This window comes from Acinetobacter sp. ANC_7634 (assembly GCF_056779875.1).
Genome location: NZ_JBWYIT010000001.1, coordinates 754,625 through 774,419, shown reverse-complemented (window position 1 = coordinate 774,419; position 19,795 = coordinate 754,625). Strand labels below are relative to the sequence as shown.

Annotated in this window: 15 protein-coding genes; 7 read left to right on the top strand and 8 right to left on the bottom strand. The window is 36.9% G+C overall.

Annotated features, from left to right (window positions below; genetic code table 11):
- A partial coding sequence (locus tag AC1M9A_RS03795; RefSeq protein WP_481609669.1) for a BapA/Bap/LapF family large adhesin occupies positions 1–2,921 on the top strand: 2,921 nt, incomplete at its 5' end.
- A gap of 76 nt (positions 2,922–2,997) precedes the next feature.
- On the opposite strand, the gene AC1M9A_RS03790 is transcribed toward AC1M9A_RS03795, so the two are convergent.
- Genes AC1M9A_RS03790 through AC1M9A_RS03780 form a run of 3 tightly spaced genes read right to left on the bottom strand, consistent with a single transcriptional unit; the run spans position 2,998 to position 6,114 of the window.
- Positions 2,998–3,195, bottom strand: coding sequence for a heavy-metal-associated domain-containing protein (locus tag AC1M9A_RS03790; protein ID WP_481609668.1), 198 nt, complete (start codon positions 3,193–3,195; stop codon positions 2,998–3,000).
- Positions 3,196–3,229: 34 nt separating this feature from the next.
- A complete protein-coding gene (gene cueR, locus AC1M9A_RS03785; protein ID WP_481609667.1) occupies positions 3,230–3,625 on the bottom strand; it encodes a Cu(I)-responsive transcriptional regulator in 396 nt (131 codons plus the stop codon).
- Positions 3,626–3,648: 23 nt separating this feature from the next.
- Complete coding sequence (locus tag AC1M9A_RS03780) at positions 3,649–6,114, bottom strand: heavy metal translocating P-type ATPase (RefSeq protein ID WP_481609666.1); 2,466 nt, start codon at positions 6,112–6,114, stop codon at positions 3,649–3,651.
- Positions 6,115–6,423: 309 nt separating this feature from the next.
- Between AC1M9A_RS03780 and AC1M9A_RS03775 the strand changes: the two genes are divergently transcribed.
- Positions 6,424–7,038, top strand: a complete 615-nt coding sequence (locus AC1M9A_RS03775; RefSeq protein WP_481609665.1) for an OmpW/AlkL family protein — start codon at positions 6,424–6,426, stop codon at positions 7,036–7,038.
- A 69-nt stretch (positions 7,039–7,107) separates the two neighbouring features.
- On the opposite strand, the gene AC1M9A_RS03770 is transcribed toward AC1M9A_RS03775, so the two are convergent.
- Positions 7,108–7,716, bottom strand: coding sequence for a MarC family protein (locus AC1M9A_RS03770; protein ID WP_035268656.1), 609 nt, complete (start codon positions 7,714–7,716; stop codon positions 7,108–7,110).
- 34 nt (positions 7,717–7,750) lie between these two features.
- A complete protein-coding gene (locus AC1M9A_RS03765; protein ID WP_481609664.1) occupies positions 7,751–9,787 on the bottom strand; it encodes a choline transporter in 2,037 nt (678 codons plus the stop codon).
- Between the two features lie 248 nt (positions 9,788–10,035).
- Here AC1M9A_RS03765 and betI point away from each other — a divergent pair, with 248 nt between their 5' ends.
- From betI to AC1M9A_RS03745, 4 genes are read left to right on the top strand one after another with little or no spacing between them, the layout of a single operon-like run.
- The gene (betI, locus tag AC1M9A_RS03760; protein WP_481609663.1) at positions 10,036–10,617 is read left to right on the top strand and encodes a transcriptional regulator BetI; all 582 of its coding nucleotides are present in this window, start codon (positions 10,036–10,038) and stop codon (positions 10,615–10,617) included.
- A gap of 33 nt (positions 10,618–10,650) precedes the next feature.
- Positions 10,651–12,126, top strand: a complete 1,476-nt coding sequence (gene betB / locus AC1M9A_RS03755; RefSeq protein ID WP_481609662.1) for a betaine-aldehyde dehydrogenase — start codon at positions 10,651–10,653, stop codon at positions 12,124–12,126.
- Between the two features lie 10 nt (positions 12,127–12,136).
- The gene (betA, locus tag AC1M9A_RS03750; protein WP_481609661.1) at positions 12,137–13,810 is read left to right on the top strand and encodes a choline dehydrogenase; all 1,674 of its coding nucleotides are present in this window, start codon (positions 12,137–12,139) and stop codon (positions 13,808–13,810) included.
- A gap of 8 nt (positions 13,811–13,818) precedes the next feature.
- Positions 13,819–14,598 (top strand): TorF family putative porin, encoded by a 780-nt coding sequence (locus AC1M9A_RS03745; protein ID WP_481609680.1) that lies wholly within the window; start codon positions 13,819–13,821, stop codon positions 14,596–14,598.
- A gap of 873 nt (positions 14,599–15,471) precedes the next feature.
- On the opposite strand, the gene AC1M9A_RS03740 is transcribed toward AC1M9A_RS03745, so the two are convergent.
- A complete protein-coding gene (locus tag AC1M9A_RS03740) occupies positions 15,472–16,617 on the bottom strand; it encodes an RICIN domain-containing protein (protein WP_481609660.1) in 1,146 nt (381 codons plus the stop codon).
- Between the two features lie 247 nt (positions 16,618–16,864).
- On the opposite strand from AC1M9A_RS03740, the gene zigA reads away from it, so the two are divergent.
- Positions 16,865–18,085, top strand: coding sequence for a zinc metallochaperone GTPase ZigA (zigA, locus tag AC1M9A_RS03735; protein WP_481595259.1), 1,221 nt, complete (start codon positions 16,865–16,867; stop codon positions 18,083–18,085).
- Between the two features lie 17 nt (positions 18,086–18,102).
- Here the strand turns inward: zigA and AC1M9A_RS03730 are convergent, their stop codons facing one another.
- A complete protein-coding gene (locus AC1M9A_RS03730) occupies positions 18,103–18,801 on the bottom strand; it encodes a DUF1826 domain-containing protein (protein WP_481609659.1) in 699 nt (232 codons plus the stop codon).
- Positions 18,802–19,008: 207 nt separating this feature from the next.
- On the bottom strand, positions 19,009–19,245 hold the full coding sequence (locus AC1M9A_RS03725) for a VF530 family protein (RefSeq protein ID WP_481587925.1): 237 nt from the start codon (positions 19,243–19,245) through the stop codon (positions 19,009–19,011).
- Positions 19,246–19,795: the final 550 nt, after the last annotated feature.

The window sequence follows — 19,795 nt, the reverse complement described above, 5'->3', positions numbered from 1 at the left end:
TTGCTGATGATGTTGATGCCGCGATTGCAGCAGCAACACAAGCGGTTCAAACTGCAGAAGCTAAGCATGATGAATTGGTAGAGGCAATTGCAGCTGAAAATGGTGTAATCAGCCCAACAACTCAAGCTGAATTACAAGCGATCAAAGAAGAATTGAATGCGTTGAAAGGTACAGCACAAGGCTTGGTTGATGCATTACCTGCATCAGCAGCTAAAGATGATCTAGATGCTCGTTTAGATGCTCTGGATACAGCAGTACCGGCAGTGAACGATTTAGATAACAATGGTATTGTCGATGATCTTCAAGAAATAGTACTTCCAGCGGATAACTCAGTTAATTTCATTCCTGAAGTGATTAACCCGACTACTAAATTACCTTCAGCAGAACAACAACTTGAAGATAAAACTGCATTTGCGGTAGCAAGTGTTGGCTTGGGTGCAGTGCTCGAAGCTAATGTTTTAACAGAAGTTCTTCAAAATTCATTAACAGTTGATGTTGCTGATGGGACAGTTCGCAACTTAACATTGAAATCACAATCAGGTGGTGTTTCGATCGTCTCGATGTACGATCTTAAAATTTATCAATTTGATGAAGAAACTGGTCAATACAAAGAGTACATGACTGAGAAACAATGGTTGAAAGCTTATTTACTGGCTGGTGTTTCTGAAGAATTGAACGTGAGCCTTCCTGAAGGTAAATATATTGTATTCTTAACACCTTCTGTTGGGGTAACAGTATTAAGTGGTTATACATTGAAGGTATTGAATGACATTATTCTGGATTATAATGAAGTTGTGTCAGTCGATGGCGAAGCAACTGGTAATGTAATCACAGATGCAGATGCTGTTGATGGTCAGGATGTACTGCCAACTGGTACGATTGTAGAGTCAGTTATGGCTGGTTCTAATGCAGCAATTACGTTGAATAGTAATTCTGAAACCGCGATCGAAGGTAAATTTGGTACGTTATTTATTAATCAAGACGGAAGCTATCGTTACGAGATTAATGAAGACTTTAAAGGTCCATTCGGGCAAGTAGATGAGTTTACCTATTACGTTAAAACAGAACTAGGTAATACAGCTTCTGCAAAGCTTAATATATCGATTGATAATAAAGTTGTTGAGGTAAAACAATCAGAAATCAACGACACTGTTATCATCAATCCACTTCCTGAAATTAAAGATATCACTGGTGAAGTGCCTAAATTAACAAATGTTAAAGTGTTAGATGTAAGTTTGTTAGATCCAGTTATTAAAGCTGGTGCAGTTGATTTATCTTCGTTCATGAATTTCACAGTGAATGAAAATAATGTTCGTGAAATGACTTTCCAAGGCGATGGCGGCGGTGTAAGTTTAACTTCATACTCTTTATTTATTTATAAGTTCAATGCTGATACCAATGAATATGTCCAAGTTCACAGCATAAATAACTGGTACACAGTAATTTTAGGTGGTAAATCTGATGAAGTTACACTTAAATTTACAGAGGGTGACTATTATGCAGTGACTGTTCCAACAGGACTTAATGTACTTGGTGGATCTGGTCTATATGTTAATAAAGACACACTTTATGATTATTCGACTGTTAAAACAGACAATGATTTTGTCGGTCAAACTTCAGGTCAGATTGAATTAGCTAATGGGTCAGAAATCATTATTGCTGGTAATACTCAGCTTGTTGAAGAAACAGAACTTCAAGGTGTGTATGGTAAATTAATTCTCAATAAGGACGGAACTTACCAATACTTCGTAAATAAACCTAGTGAAGGCACAAGCTTACCATATGGTGAAATCGAGACATTTACTTATGTCATTAAAGATCAGAATGGAAATAGTTCACTCGAAACGTTAACGATTAAAATTGATTTAGCTGTTGCTCAAGATGATTTTGAAGAATCTGAAATTGTAATGCAAAATAAATCAGAAACTATTGTAAATGATACAATTTTAGATATTGGTCTGGCTCAACGTACTATCGATGCTAAATTTGCAATAGCTGAAAACTCAGTCAGTACAGTTGCAATTTCTTTTGAAAGTACTCTATCTTTAACTTCATCACGCAGTATTAGTTACACAGTGAAAAATGCAGCTGGCACTGTAGTTAAGACTGGTGAGTTAAATGCTGTTACTGGAAAAGTATTACAGTTAAATGATCTTCCCGCTGGTGTATATACTGTACAAGCTAATCTTGTTAATCCTGGACTTGCTTATTTCGAGGACTCTACAATCACGTTTAATACAACGTACTTGAATGAATTTACTCCAGTTGCTTTAGAACCAGTTATTGGAAACGTTTCTAATAATGATGACGGTTTAAATTCTATTAGTTCTTATACTATTAATGGATTAACGACGTCGACTTATAGTGGTAATCCTAGTGTAACTGTCGAAGGTAAATTTGGTACTCTTGTTTTCAATAATGATGGTAGCTATACGTATACACCATCAGGAAAAGGATTTGGTAAAGAAGAATTTAGCTATACTGTTTCGACAGTGGGTGGAACGACTTCAACAGCTACTTTAAGCTTTGATGTAAACAAATCATTTACAAGTTCGAAATTTAATGACGCATTCACTGGAAGTGATATCGCGGATAAATTAATCTTCAAATTACTTAATGAAGCCGATGCAACGGGTGGAAATGGTTTTGATACATGGTCAGATTTCGAAGTAGGTGTCGATGTAATTGATGTATCTCAACTATTTGTTGATGCTAATACTTCAACTACATTCTCAACAGATTCGACTGATCAAGTTGCGGATATCTTAAGTAAATATATCACTGTTAAAGATTCTGTAATTTCAATCGATCGCGATGGTGAAGGTACACAATTTGAAGCTACTCAATTGTTGAATATTGGTCCTCAAAATGCAGATCTGACGTTGGAGCAGTTACTTCAAAACGGTCAAATCATTTATTAATTCTTTAAAAAACGCATACTTCGGTATGCGTTTTACAAAAAAAGGCGAAACATTGTTTCGCCTTTTTTATGCCAATTTAATCTTTTAATTTAGGAGGAAAACCATCTTCAGTCAAAACTTCAGTGATTTTTTCAAAGTCATATGTTGTTTGAATATCCGCAATTTTGTTGGCAACATCTACATTGACGCTTGCATTAGGATCAAGTGACAATACAGATGCAGTGACACCTTTAGCACAACCCGAACAACTAATATTTTCAATAAATAATTTCATAATAACCTCTTGCGTTAGTTAACATCTATCACTGTCACGATTGAATATGTTCAATTTTATTCAGAATACTGCAGTTTGAAGTCGAATCATTAGAGCACATCTGACTCGCAGCCGTTAATTTTAAAATCATTGATTGCATCGAATGAATTTGTTCTGTCAAAAAATGGATATGTTGATCTGTAATTTTTTTCACATCAGCACTTTTTCTGTCAGGATTTTTCCAAAGCTCAACTAAACTTTTGATTTGATCGATCGAAAAACCAAGATCTTTAGCATGTTTAATAAAACTTAAAGTCGAAAGGTCTTGCTCTGTGTAAACACGATAACCGCTAGCGCTTCTGATCGGAACGGAAATGAGATCGATTTTTTCGTAATATCGAATCATTTTAGCAGTTAAGCCTGAACGTCGTGCTAATTCGCCAATATTCATGATCTTTCCTTTGTTTTAAGCTGCTAATTTAATTTCAAAGTTTTGAGTCTTAAGGCATTCGCTAATACAAATACCGAAGAAAGTGCCATTGCGATTGCGGCTAAAACAGGTGAGAGCAGGATACCAGTCAAGGGGTAAAGTACGCCTGCAGCAATTGGAATCAGACAAATATTGTATAAAAAAGCCCAGAACAGATTTTGATGAATATTTCTAATGGTCATTTCGCTTAATTTGATGGCTTTAGATAAGTTATTCAAATTTGATGACATTAAAATAAGGTCAGCCGTTTCAATGGCGACATCTGTACCTGAACCTATCGCAATACCGACTTGAGCTTGCGCAAGTGCAGGAGCATCATTAATACCATCACCAACAAAAGCAACATTTCCATATCGCGTTTGAAGGGTCTCAACGATGTTTAACTTTTCATGTGGTTTGACCTGTGCATAAACTGCATTGATATTGAGTTGATTAGCCACATATTGCGCTGCATTTTGATGATCGCCAGTAATCAAAGCAATGTGCTTGTCGTTCTTTTTAAGTTGAGCCATAACCTCGTAGGTTTCAGGTCTTAATTGATCCGTTATTAAAATAATTGATGCAAGCTCACCATCGATGGAGACCGCGATGGGTGTTTGAGCTTCATCTAATAATCTTTGATGGTGAGAGAGTGCATGAGAAAGCTTTGCATTTTCTCGAGTAATAAATTCTACAGAACCAATTTTAATATCCTGACCATTCAATTGTGCTTGAATGCCGAATCCTGAAATACTCTTAAACTCAGAAATTTCGATCATCTTTATATGATGATCGGATGCATATTGAACAATCGCTTTAGCAATTGGGTGCTCGGAATGATATTCAACGGATGCAACAGTTTGTAGAACCTGTTGATGTGTAAATGGTGCGAAAATCTCGATATGACTAATCGCAGGTTGCCCTATTGTTAATGTTCCAGTTTTATCAAATGCAAATGTTGAAATTTCTCGAAGTTTTTGAAGTGAAGTCGCATTTTTAAATAAAATTCCGTGTTCAGCAGCACGTCCCGTCGCAACCATTATCGACATCGGGGTTGCAAGTCCCATCGCACAAGGGCATGCAATAATCAAAACAGAAACGGCGTTAATCAAAGCATAGCTCAGATTAGGTTCAGGTCCAATCACCAGCCACGCGATGAAAGTAATCATCGAAATCAAGAGGATAACTGGAACAAACCATAAGGTGACTTTATCGACTAAAGATTGTATGGGGAGCTTTTGTATCTGAGCATTTTCAACCAACTGAATAATTGAAGATAAAATGCTACTTTCAGAAGAATGTTTGGTTTCAATGACAAGAAATCCATTTTGATTGATGGTTCCACCAACAACTTCTGAACCCATCAATTTGTGGATTGGAAAAGATTCTCCACTGATCATTGACTCATCTACAAAGCCTTCACCTGAAATAACCACGCCATCTACAGGAATTTTTTCACCAGGCCGAACTTCAACCTGCATACCGATTGTAATTTTATCAATCGATATATCTTTAGTCTGGAGGTCAGATACTCTAACTCGCGCTGTTTTAGGTTGTAAGCCAATCAGATGTTGAATCGCTGCAGAAGTTCGACCTTTAGCTCGTGCTTCTAGATATTTGCCTAACAAAATAAATGTAATAATGAGTGTTGCAGGCTCGTAATAGACATGTACTGACTGTTGTGGCAATAAACTTGGAAAGAACGTAGCAACAATAGAATATAAATAGGCAGCTCCTGATCCTAAACTCACCAAAGAATTCATGTCAGGATGTAAATTTATCAGTGACTTGATACCTTGTGTGAAAAAATGCCGTCCAGGTATAAAAATAACTAAAGTCGCAAGAATAAATTGGAATAACCAACTCTGATTTTGACTGATGTAAGTACTTATAAAATGATGAAATGAAGGCAAGAGGTGCGACCCCATTTCAATGATAAATATAGGTAAACTGAGTACAAGTGCGATAATAAAATGCTTGAGAATTTTTTTTGATTCAAGTTCGCGATCTGGAAGTGCTGTGATCGCTTGCTGTTCAAGTACAGCTTCAAACCCTGATCTTTCAATACGCTCAATAACTTGATCAACAGGAACTTGATAAAGTAGATCAATGCTTGCTGTCTCAGTCGCCAAACTTACTTGTGCTGCTAATACACCGGGTATTTTTAGTAAAGAACGTTCAACTCGGCTCACACAAGCAGCACAAGTCATGCCTAAAATTTTTAATTTTATTGTTGCCCATTTTTTAGTGTTAAAACCTGTTTTATTTACGGCTTGAATGATTTGTTGATCTTGTACATCTGTTGTTAACTCAATTTGTGCTATTTCAGTGGCGAGGTTCACACTGGCATTTTGAATACCTTCGACTTTTTTTAATGAGTTTTCAACTCGGCTTACACAAGCAGCACAGGTCATTCCTTCAATTTTGATTTGAATAGATTTAGTTGAAGTAGATGACATACTTAACTCCATATGCTGATTGAAATAAGGTCATGATCATTCTAAACCTTCCCATTGTGGTAAGGTCAATAAGATTTGTTTCTTGTTTCATCATTACTGATTAGAATCCAATTTAGGCGTATGTTCTTTCCTCACTTAAATTAAAAACAATATTCCAAAAATCCATTTAAATTGAATAAATTTTCTTAAATAAAAAATCATCAAAACAAATCAGAATAAAAAATAACCAACAAATAGAATTATCGATATGATCTAAAGCATTCAATTTAATTGATTAACAATCTTCAAAATTTCAGATATTTATAAAAAATGGGTAATGATATGAATGATAAATTAAGTTTTGGTTTATTCGCGATTTTATTGAGTACCGTGGCATTAAGTTCTAATGCGCACAGCGCAGATTATAAATGGAAGCTAAGAGGTGCGATTAGCAATATTGATCCCACATCTTCTCCAGGTAGTATTTTTAATCAAACAGCACCCGTCACAATAGATGATGCTTGGGGAGTCACTGGCACGATCTCTTATTTTTATACACCAAATATTGCATTTGATGTATTAGTCGGTTTGCCACCAGGGCATAAAATTAATGTTGCTGGTAATGAAGTCGCAAAAACAAAACATTTACCTCCAATTTTCAGTGTGCAATATCACTTCTTACCCAATGAAAAGTTACAACCTTATGTGGGTCTGGGCTTAAATTACACCTATTTTTTTAATGACCGATTATATAGTGGTGATAAGTTCGATCTCTCAGATTCTTTTGGTTGGGCTGGTCAAATAGGCGTAGATTACCAATTTAACCCTCAATGGAGTGTTGGTGCTGATATCCGATATGCGGATATCAAAACTGATGTAAAAGTAAATGGAGAAAAGGTAGGAAGTGTGGACGTAGATCCAACGGTGTATAGTTTAAATATCGGATATAGATTCTAAATATTAGGGTTTAAAAAAAGGAGTCAATGATAAGACTCCTTTTTTATAAATATCAACAACAACCTTCAATTAGCCATTGATGATCCCAGTAACACCAGTCACGATCATATCAATGGCAATCGTACCGATAAGCAATGCAGCAACACGACCCACGATATCTACATATAAGTCGATATAATTAGAATATTTATGCTGTAAATTATCATGCAAATATTTCATTAATATCAAAAGACTACAGGTTAAGAATAAGGTCATAAAGATGACTGTGATCGTCTGCCATAAACTTAATTGAATGCCAGTGATTACAGATGCAGAGATTGTTCCTGGACCGATCATAAAAGGCATGGCGATCGTACCAGCCAAATGGTTTGGTGCTCCACGCATGACCCCAATCGTATCAGCACCTTCAAATACATAACGGTATCCAATCACCAAGAAAATGATTCCACCAAAAATTTGGAAAGATTCAAATCGTGCATGAAGTACATCATTAAAGAAGGCTTCACCTGTTTTAGCAAAAATGACAAAAACCACAAAGCTAATCAAACTACCTTGGATCAGCGCCATATTAAAAACTTTTGCATCTGAATTTCGAATAATCCCAAGCATATAAATGCTCATTAAAAAGGGATTAAGCAACGAAAAAAATAGAGCAAAGGCGTTTAGACTTTCTGACATGGTCATTTTCCTTGTTTAGATGAGCTACTACTAACTAAATGTCACGATCAGGAAATTGTGGACGTTTACCTGGACTGATGCGGTTAATATGAAGGTACATCATATGACGTTCATATTTGTCCAAAATGTCGTTAATCACTTGTTCTTTGTTGTAACCGACCAAATCATTACCTTGCGAACCTTCAAATAAGTAACTTTCTAAACGATAGTAATAACGCTTTGTTCGTTTAGCACGGGTACTAAAGTTTGGGGTGTCATAACGAACGGGCCAAATCTCATATACGAAATTTTCTTCTTCATTCAAGTGAATAATCAGATCCAAATGATAAAGCTCAGCATTATCTTCAAGAGGCTTGGTATTCACATCGACTTTGACACCTTTGGATAAAAGTTCCTGTGCCACGGCATCCATTGCAGGTTTACACACATCATCTAACATTTTTAATGTTTGTTCATGGCTTGGATGAAGCATTACGCGACTGAGTCGCTTTTTCCAATTGAGAATATCCACATTGCCCACGACTGGCGCGGCATTTAAGCTAGTACTGGCTTGTCTGAAATCTTCCAATCTCAAGGATTTGTATAAACCCGCCATTACAAAGAATATGACAAAGCTAAAAGGCAGACCCATGATGATGGTTGTGTTCTGTAAGGCAGTAATACCATTTGCCATCAGCATCGCCAAGGTGAGTAAACCAATGGCTATAGCCCAAAATACGCTGAGCCATCTTGGAGAGTCATGCTCGATATTGGTGAATTTTGTCGTGAAATTACCCAAAACAAGAGCGCCTGAGTCTGCAGAAGTGACGTAAAATAATAATCCTGTAATTGTTGCTATACCTGCTAAGAAGGTAAAACCAGGATATTGTGCAAGTAGGTCATAGAAACCATGAGCTGGATTTTCTAAAACGGTTGTTGCAAGTTGTGAATTACCATCAAAAATTACATTGTGAAGTGCACTATTTCCAAAGATGGATAACCAAGTCAGTGTAAATAGTAGAGGAATAATCAACGTACCAAATACAAACTCACGAATGGTACGACCACGAGAAATTCGTGCTAAAAACAGACCGACAAATGGCGACCATGCAATCCACCAAGCCCAAAAGAAAAGCGTCCAACTGTTCATCCATTCTTTAGGTTGTTCGAATGGAAAACTCATTAAACTCAATTTCGGGAATTGACTGAGGTAATCACCTAAATTTTGGATTAAGCCTGCGAGTAAGAATTCTGTATTACCAATCAAAAGAATAAAGAGGAGTAACCCAATCGAGACATAGATATTGATTTCAGAAAGTACGCGAATCCCTTTATTCACACCTGCCGTTACTGAGATGACAGTAATAACCACTGCGATCCCGATTAGACCAGCTTGAATCCACAAATTTTCAGGTAGATTGAAGAGAACATGAAGACCATAATTGAGTTGTACGACACCAATACCACAGGTAGTCGCGATACCAAAAATTGTACCTAAGACGGCTGCTGTATCTACAGTGTGACCTATAGGGCCGTTAATTTTTTTTCCAAAAATAGGGTAGAGAGCTGAACGGATCGTAAGGGGAAGGTTATAACGATAACTGAAGTAACCTAAGGCTACACCAACCAATGCATACATGCTCCAACCAGTTAAACCATAATGAAACAAGGTCCATACCATAGACTGACGTGCTGCTTCAAAGGTTTGTCCTTCGCCCACAGGTGGGTTCATGTAATGCGATAAAGGTTCAGCCACGGAAAAGAACATGAGATCAATGCCAATACCCGCAGAAAAGAGCATTGCAGACCAACTTAGTAAACTAAATTCAGGCTTAGAATGTTTAGGTCCTAATTTAATTTCGCCATATCGAGAGCATGCGATAAATACAATAAAGACAAAATAGAGTGTCGCAGCCAACAGGTAATACCAACTAAAGGTTCTGCTTACCCAATTGAGGGTTTGTGTAATGACGTTATTAGCAGCTTCATTAAACAAAATTGTGGTGATCGAAAACAAAAGTATCAATGATGCTGATACATAGAACACGACCTTATTCAAACTATCCTGCGTTTGATCATTTTTGTTATGCATAAATCAGTGACCATTCAATGAGTAATGAAATGATCTACAGCGCAGTTCGATTTATATCCTGATAGAAGCTTGCTTGATCCACAATTACAAACTTTTGCAAATACAAAACAAACTGAGCTGTACATCATGGAAGTAATAGCACTATAATTTTTATTGATTGAACGTTCAATTAAAAAAACGTTTACTAATGTTACAGCGTTCTTATTGATAAACGCTGATTATAATCTCCTGTAGGTTTAGGTCATCTTATGCCAAAAGTTGGTATGCAACCCATTCGTCGTCAACAATTGATTGATGCCACTCTCTCCACTGTGAATGAGCTCGGTTTTGCTGATGCATCCATTCAACAGATCGCGCAAAGAGCAGGTGTCTCCACGGGCATTATTAGTCATTATTTTGGTGGCAAGAATGGATTGATTGAGGCAACCATGCGCTATTTACTACAGCAACTTGGAGAAAGTGTAAGGGATCTAAAATCAGAGGTTGGGCATTCTCCAGAAGATCGTTTAATGGCGATTGTTAAAGCGAATTTTGCAACTCCTCAGACCAATCAAGCCGCGATGAAAGTATGGCTCGCGTTTTGGGCTATTAGTTTGCATCAACCCGATCTACAACGATTACAGCAAGTGAATCACTGTCGGCTACATTCAAATTTAAAACATGAGTTTTTAAAACGTTTAAGCCCCATAAAAGCTGAACAAGCAGCCCAAGGGTTGGCTGCATTAATTGATGGGTTCTGGTTAAGGGGCGCATTAACAAGAAGTGAGATTGATACCGATCTTTCTATCCGTCTTTGCCATGCCTTTATCCAGCAGCAACTTACACAATAATTTTTAATATTTACTATATCTGAGGCTAATCGTATGAATAAATTCCCGTTACAACGTCCTTATATTCATGGACAATTCGTCGATGCTCAATCAGGTCAAACTTTTGATTCGATTAATCCAGCCACGGGTCAAGTTCTTGCGACCATTCAAGCATGTTCTCAACAGGATGTGGATCAAGCCATTCTATCTGCCCAACAAGGACAGAAAATTTGGGCAGAAATGACTTTTATGCAGCGTTCAAGAATTTTAAATAAAGCTGTAGCTATTTTACGTGAAAGAAATGATGAACTTGCCACCATTGAGTCCTTAGATAGTGGGAAAGCCTATAGTGAAACATCGACTGTAGATATTGTGACAGGTGCTGATGTACTCGAATACTACGCTGGAATTTTACCGGTACTCGAGGGTCAACAGATTCCTTTAAGAACAGATTCATTTGTCTATACACGCCGTGAACCTTTGGGAATTGTAGCTGGTATAGGAGCATGGAATTATCCAATTCAAATTGCCTTATGGAAGTCAGCACCTGCTTTGGCGGCGGGGAATGCAATGATTTTCAAAGCCAGCGAGATTACCCCATTAACAGCCTTTAAATTGGCAGAAATTTATACCGAAGCTGGAGTGCCAGATGGGGTATTCAATGTTGTAACAGGGGACGGTGATATTGGTGCCTATTTAAGCCAGCATGTAGATATTGCGAAAATTTCATTTACTGGTGGTGTGAGCACTGGAAAAAAAGTGATGGCTCAAGCTGCTGAATCCAGTCTTAAAGAAGTCACGATGGAGTTGGGTGGGAAGTCACCATTAATTATTTGTGAAGATGCTGATTTAGACTTAGCTGCAGATATTGCAATGATGGCAAATTTCTATAGTTCTGGACAGGTTTGTACGAATGGGACACGAGTATTTATTCCAGAATCATTACAGCCAAAATTTGAAGAAAAGCTATTAGAACGTATTCCTTATATCCGCTTAGGTAATCCGCTTGATCCAGAAACAAATTTTGGACCAGTATCTAGCTTTGCGCATATGAATAAAATTTTGGCATTCATTGATTCTGCTAAAAGGGAGGGAGCACGTTTAGTGTGTGGTGGTTCTAGAGCAACAGATGATCATTTAAAAAATGGTGCTTTTGTACTGCCTACAATCTTCAGTGATTGTCGAGATGAGATGACCATTGTTCAAGAGGAAATCTTCGGTCCTGTGATGAGTATTTTGACATATACATCAGAAGAAGAAGTGATTCGTCGCGCTAATAATACTTCTTATGGATTAGCTGCTGGCGTGGTTACCCCTGATATTGTCAAAGCACATCGAATCATCCACCAAATTGAAGCAGGTATATGTTGGATCAATACGTGGGGTGAATCGCCAGCTGAAATGCCAGTCGGTGGCTATAAGCATTCTGGTGTAGGAAGAGAGAATGGTTTAACGACTTTACAACACTACACGCAAATCAAATCGGTACAAGTGGAATTAAGTCCATTTCAATCTGTATTTAAAGCCTAAGGAGAACACTATGACATATGATTACATTATCATAGGTGCAGGTTCTGCTGGGAATGTACTTGCAGCGAGACTCACCGAAGATCCAGATATTAAAGTTCTGCTCCTTGAAGCGGGTGGCCCTGACTACCGTTTAGATTTTAGAACTCAAATGCCTGCTGCTTTGGCTTATCCTTTACAAGGTCGACGTTATAATTGGGCATATTTGACCGATCCAGAACCACATATGAATAACCGCCGTATGGAATGTGGACGTGGTAAAGGTTTAGGTGGTTCATCATTAATTAACGGTATGTGTTATATCCGTGGGAATGCCATGGATTTAGAGCAATGGTCTCAAATGAAAGGACTCAGTCATTGGCGCTATGCTGAATGTTTACCTTACTATAAAAAAGCAGAGTCTAGAGATATTGGTGCAAATGAATATCACGGTGATCAAGGCCCAGTTAGTGTTGCTACGCCAAAGTCAGACAATAATGAGTTATTTCATGCAATGGTTGAAGCGGGTGTGCAAGCTGGATATCCACGTACGGATGATTTAAATGGATACCAACAAGAAGGCTTTGGTCCAATGGATCGTACGGTGACACCTCAAGGCAGACGTTCCAGTACCGCTCGTGGCTATTTAGATATAGCTAAAGGTCGTCAGAATCTAACGATTATTACGCATGCCACAACCAATCGAATCTTATTTGAAAAAAAACGAGCTATCGGTGTTGAATACATTCTTGGTCAAGATGCAACAAATTTACACAAGGTCTATGCTGAGCGAGAAGTATTGCTGTGCGCAGGTGCTATTGCATCACCTCAAATTTTACAGCGTTCAGGGGTAGGAGCTAAGTCATTATTAGAGTCACTGGATGTAAAGGTTGTGCAAGATTTACCGGGAGTGGGTGAAAATTTGCAAGATCATTTAGAAATGTATCTTCAATACCAATGTAAGAAGCCCGTCAGTCTTTACCCTGCATTAAAATGGTATAACCAACCTAAAATTGGCGCTGAATGGCTGTTTTTGGGTAAAGGAATTGGTGCAAGCAATCAGTTTGAAGCAGGTGGATTCATTCGCTCTAGTGATGAGTTTGAGTGGCCGAATCTCCAGTATCACTTTTTACCAATTGCAATTAACTACAATGGTACCAATGCAATCAATGAACATGGTTTTCAAGCACATGTTGGATCTATGCGATCGCCGTCAAGAGGAAGAATTCGCTTAACCTCGAAAAATCCTTTTGATCATCCGAGCATTTTATTTAACTACATGAGCACTGAACAAGATTGGCGCGAATTCCGTGATGCCGTGAGAATTACACGAGAAATTATGCATCAGCCTGCATTAGATCAGTATCGAGGTAGAGAAATTAGTCCAGGTTCAGCATTAAAAACAGATCAGCAAATTGATGATTTTGTAAAAAATCATGCAGAAACAGCGTATCATCCTTCGTGTAGCTGTAAAATGGGTGAAGATGATTTAGCTGTTGTAGATGGTTACGGTCGTGTCCATGAAATAGATGGGTTGCGAGTGGTCGATGCTTCTATCATGCCGCTGATTATTACTGGTAATCTCAATGCAACGACGATCATGATGGCCGAGAAGATTGCAGATCACATTCGTAATCGACCTGCTTTAACCCCTTCAGATGCACCATTTTATCGTGCAGAAACTTCACCCTCATTTTCTAAATTATAAATTTTATGATGATTAAAACGACTCAAGCAGTGTTGTTGAGCACTGCTAGCTTTATTATTTTACCCAGTTATGCAAATTCTACGAATCAAGAAACAAATTCACCAATTCAAATTGATGGATATGTCACATTAACCTCCAAATACATTTCACGTGGTTTAACAAATGCACCAGAAAATGATGACCTCACAATTCAAACAGGTCTAAACCTCAGTTATAACAACTTCTATGTCGGGTATTGGGGTTCTACACTAGGCTACTCTTATGCTGAACTTCAAGGTGATAAGCGCCGTAAAACTGATAAATTAGAGCACGACTTTATTGTCGGCTACAGTTTTGATACTGGTAGGACAAATTGGAATATTTGGAATGCCACTTATTTCTATCCGAACGCGTCAAATACAACTTCCAATGAAATGGGGGTAACTGCCACACACCAATTCAATGATAAAAACTCTTTATCAACCAGTTTATCTGCATATACATATGATGTCGTGTATGCAAACCAAGGGGATACTTATCTAAACGTAATATATACCCACCAACTCAATGATAAATTATCTGCTACAGCAAGTGCTGCAGCGAGCTATTTTAATGATAATGGGAAATATGAAGGTCTAGAGCTCAGTGATACAAAACGAGAATTTGCTTATCGCTTCTCATCTATCGGGCTAGATTATGCCTTGACACCAGAACTCGGATTGAGTGGACAATATATTTTTGGTGGTAAGAACCGCTATAACGAAAAACAGAAAAATTTAGGTGTAGTGGCTTTCACCTATAGTTTCTAATTTAAGAAAATCTTTAAATGCTTAGGCTTAAATTTTGAATACTAAAATAGCCTAAGCAAAAGTGTAATTTTTAAATTAGACTCGTCAATAAATAAAATCTCGACACATAAAAGATTATTAAAAAAACTTATCAACTTAGTATTTATTTAATGAGTAATAGAAGTGAGGATTGACCAAAAAAAGGTCATGAATATCACGAGGAGAGTAAAATTTTACGCAAAATTTTTCAAGAATCTATTTAGAAATAGTTGTTGTGAAAAAAGTTCACTAAGGTTTTTTGAGGTTACATAGATGACTATAGTCAAGTACTCAATCATTTCAGCCAAATTCATAAATCAACTAGATACTCATACTTATACTTATAACTTATAACTTATAACTAGTGAAGGGCAATGCATTGAAAAATAGGACTATGAATGTTCATATTAAACATAAGGTTAGAATTTGATTCTCTCTCCAATATTAAAAAAGGGCTTTTGATTTCTATCTTCAGAGTAAACAACAAACGTCTAATCTCATTTATTAAGTTTTAATATTTTGAAGAATTTTTTTCTCATCCTTAAAGGCGCTATCGGAAAAATAGCAAAGATTTATGAAGAATAGTTTTAATTGTTTTTATTTTATTGCTGTCATCAATATTAAAAATATACCTTAGATAAATATCTCCCTAAAATCATTGAACTTATTTCGCTTTTTGAGCCGGTATTAAGAATGCTTTTAACCTGAGTGAGCTGGCTTATCTATGAGTAAAATCTCTAATTTAGATATCAAATTGTACTAAAATTAGTACGAGTCACTCAAAGAAAGCAAAAAAATTAAAATTTCAGCATTAAAATTCAGAGCTTTAAATGCTAAAGCTCTGAATTTAATAAGTTAACGTGTAATTTTCCAGGTTTGATATGAATTATTGCTTTGACATCCAATCATTTGTAGGCGTGCCATACTATTTGCACCATCAGCGGCATCAAGGCATAGACCTGTTTTTAAGTTGATATATTGGCTTGTGTGGCGACTATACATCCATCGTTGACTACTATCATTATTGCACGGCGCAACTTTAACGAAATTATCTTTAACATCGCCCATCAAACACGCATCCCGATGAGTTAAATATAAGCGATGGGTGTGATCCGTACTCAGACGTTGATTACCGTTGTTGGGATCACATGAATACAATCCCATTTGTTGACCACCATTCAAGCTATCTGCACAAAAACCTCGTGCACCATTTTTCAAAATGAAAGGTTTTTGCTGGGTGTAATTGGCATTATTCACAGTAGAAATGCAAGTAGAATCATCCGTGCAATGCGCTGATGCCACTTGTACACAATTTCCATAAGTTTTAGTCGTTTGTGATTTAGACTTAATTGAAGAGTTTGCTATTGCAGGATAGGACGCTGAAACAGATGTATGAACATCATTACAACTGTTATAGCCATAAATACCGTTGGGTTGTTGATGCTGTCTGAAATTTTCGGTAAATGTAACTAAACTATCAAAACCACCCCAGGTCTGCGGCACATTGATTTTTGCAATTTCAAGTTGTTTACCAGTACTCATGTTTTTAACAAAGGCTGAGACTGTACTGTCATTATTTTTCACAATCTTAAAATTATATTTCGTGCCTTCCTTCCATTCATAAGGTAAATCACATTGAACGCCATCACCTTCGTGATCGAATTGTCTGCAATACGCAGGGTATCCTGTTTTCCAAGATGTCGCTTTCCAGATTGAGAAATTTAAATATTTCTGATCATTGCTTCGTTGTTGCAATCCAACATAGCCACCATCACCATGCTTGATTGAAAATTGATTGGCCCAAAATGTATTACCATCATTTCCTGGCTCATTGGTAATGATGATTTGATTTTCGAGTGTTGCAAAGCCATTAGCAGGAATATTGTTCCAATGGTAGTCAGTCGAAACCATTCCGCCTGCAACCACGGCATACGCATTTGAAACTCCAAGTAACACAGAAGTACTTAAAGTGGTACGAATAATGAGATCGGTCAAATTCATTGTTATATGCTCATATGATTATAAAAATTAAGTTATGGATTCTTTAGTTTTACTTATGATTCTATAGTGATGAATACAACTTAGAAACACTATAAATAAATTTTATTAAAGTTTAACTAAATAATAAACATATTGAAATGTTATAACATAACAATTATGATTTAGGTTATTTCAAAAATCAAGATCATTCATTGATTGCAATAAGCGATCAAATGATGTGGTTGAACATGAAAAAGAGTAACTCACCATGAATATTGATTCTTCACAACCGTATAAATTACCTGTCACTGTGCTATCTGGATTTCTTGGTGCAGGAAAAACCACACTTTTAAATCATATTTTAAATAATAGAGAAGGAAAACGTGTCGCAGTAATTGTGAACGATATGTCAGAAGTCAATATTGATGCGGCTTTAGTCAGAGAAGGTGGGGCGGAATTATCACGAACGGAAGAAAAACTCGTTGAAATGAGTAATGGATGTATTTGCTGTACTTTGAGAGAAGATTTATTAGTAGAAGTAAGACGATTAGCGGAAGAGAAAAAATTTGATCAACTCGTCATTGAATCTACCGGAATATCAGAGCCTCTACCTGTAGCCGAAACATTTACGTTTGAAGATGAAGACGGCGTATCTCTAAATGAGTACGCTCGTTTAGATACCATGGTGACCGTAGTCGATGCATTCAATTTTTTACGTGATTATCGTTCATATGATCTTCTTCATGATCGTGGCGAATCACTTGGAGAATTTGACCAACGTACTGTTGTGGATTTACTGATAGATCAAATCGAATTTTGTGATGTTATTATTCTAAACAAAACTGATTTAATCGATGAGCATCAGAAGTCCCAGCTTTATGCGATTCTCAAAAAGCTTAACCCTAGAGCAAAAATTGAGTCATCTACATTTGGTCAGGTTGAACTCGATAAAATACTCAACACACAGCTTTTTAATTTTGATGAAGCCTCACAAGCACCTGGTTGGTTAAAAGAGTTGAGAGGAGAGCATAAGCCTGAAACTGAAGAATATGGAATCGAAAGTTTCGTATATAGAGCAAGAAGACCCTTTCACCCACAACGTTTTTACAATTTTATCCATTCAGAATGGAAAGGTGTTATACGCTCAAAAGGATTTTTTTGGCTTGCTGCGGAACCAACAATGGCTATGTCTTGGTCACAAGCTGGAGGTATGGCTCGGCATGGTCAAGCAGGATATTGGTGGGCTTCGGTACCACAAGAGGAATGGCCACAAGATACGCAATCTATTCAGGCAATTGAATCGAGTTGGCATCCGGAAACGGGTGATGCCAGACAGGAAATTGTTTTAATTGGTCAAGAGATGGATAAAGAGCAATTAATCCAAAATTTTGATCAATGTTTACTTACTGATTCGGAGATGAGTTTAGGACCAATCGTTTGGTGTAATTTCTTTAACCCATTTGAAACTGAAAAAGAATTACTCGCCTAAATTGAGCAAGGAATTCCTTAACAAATTAAGAGTAATCTGAGTTGTCCTGCATTATCTTTTGGAGCACGGTGAACACAAGGAAGTACTTTCTGATCAGGATGATCTACAGCCAAACGCCAGAGATGACCAATTCCTAAATTTAAAGGTGTTGCACCATTTTTAGGTTGATAGTGAAGATCCATATAGGTCTCTGCAAGAAAATCGTCAAACTCATGGTCTTCGCCATCAAACAATGATTTAATTTTTTGACGGATTTCTGGAATATGAATTTTTTGTTCAACCTGATCATTGGAAATAATATCGCTAGCCGCCCCGTAATAGGTACATAGATATGTATCCGTTGCTAATGGCGATCGATCTACATGAAAAGAATATACATCAGTGCTGATAAAATCCAATTCTTCATCACGCTGATATTGCTTAATTAAGTTTAAAGACGGCGATGCGCCCAATTCGGTGAGCAACGTTATATCATTAATAATAACGTCTCTCGCTTTGCTTGCAGAGTCTGAAAGTTTGAGTTGCTCTAATTGTGCGATGGTAATTTCAGTAATATCTTCTATGAGTGTAAGTTTTTCAACGATCTCTTCGAAATTGTAGTCTAAATGCCTATACCAACATAAAGCATTGACAGGGTCTTCAAAAACTTCATTCGCTAATGCTTGGAAAGTATTCACCAATTTGGCTTGAGGATATGAGTGAATGAGTTCGAGCATATGATCTAAAACTTTTTAAAAACATATTATAGCTTTTAGCTCTAGACTTGATAAGACTGGATTTAGATGATTGATCGTTGTCCTATGTAGTAGGAGAGTGGGGCTTCCACCCATAACTACACACTGTCAACAATAACGATAGATACGCATTAAGGCTATTCTACAATTGGGTGTAAAAAGCTAAACATAGCTTAAGTTTTTTGTTGGCTACAATTTCTGTTTAGCTTTTTGACGGAGAACAAACAAATATAAGCTTTCAACTTTTTCACGTGCCCATGGTGTAGTTCGTAGAAATCGTAAAGATGATTTAACACTCGGGTCGATGCAAAAACAACGAATTTCAATTTTACGACTTAATCCTTCAAAGCCTCCGTAGTAATCCAATAACTCATCTAAAATGTCAGCAAGTTTTTTGCCATGTAAAGGGTCATTGGATGTGTTCATAATTGATCAACTGAATTGTGTAAGATGGGTATTATAACCTGAGCCAGTCAAAAATTAAGAACGTTGCTTTCTATACTCAATGAACCATCGATAATGACAGATTGTGTTTTGCTTTTAATTTTTTTTTCCTAATTTGAATTCTAATCATTCGTTGTTTTATGCCATGTAACAAGACGATAGGTAGTATTGGTGTGCTGTTTAAGATATTGTATTTAAAATAAAATGAAGTTATGCGACTTCAGAATGACTTGATAAATTAAATTAAGATGAATAGACAGCTTTATAAAAGATACTTTAAACGGACAGATAACGTCACTTTTACTTGTCCTAGTTGCGCGAATCTAAGTTTGAAATTAATTAACGATAAGTTTCTTGCAGAATACACTGCATTGTCAAAAAAAATGCAAGCAGATGATGACTACTGGGAGCCAGAATGATTAACTTCAGTTTTTACTACCGTACTTGTTTGTAATAATTCAGATTGTGCTGAGTCAGTCATACGTTCTGGTATTGGATCTGTCGATTGGGAACTAAAACCTAATGAACATGG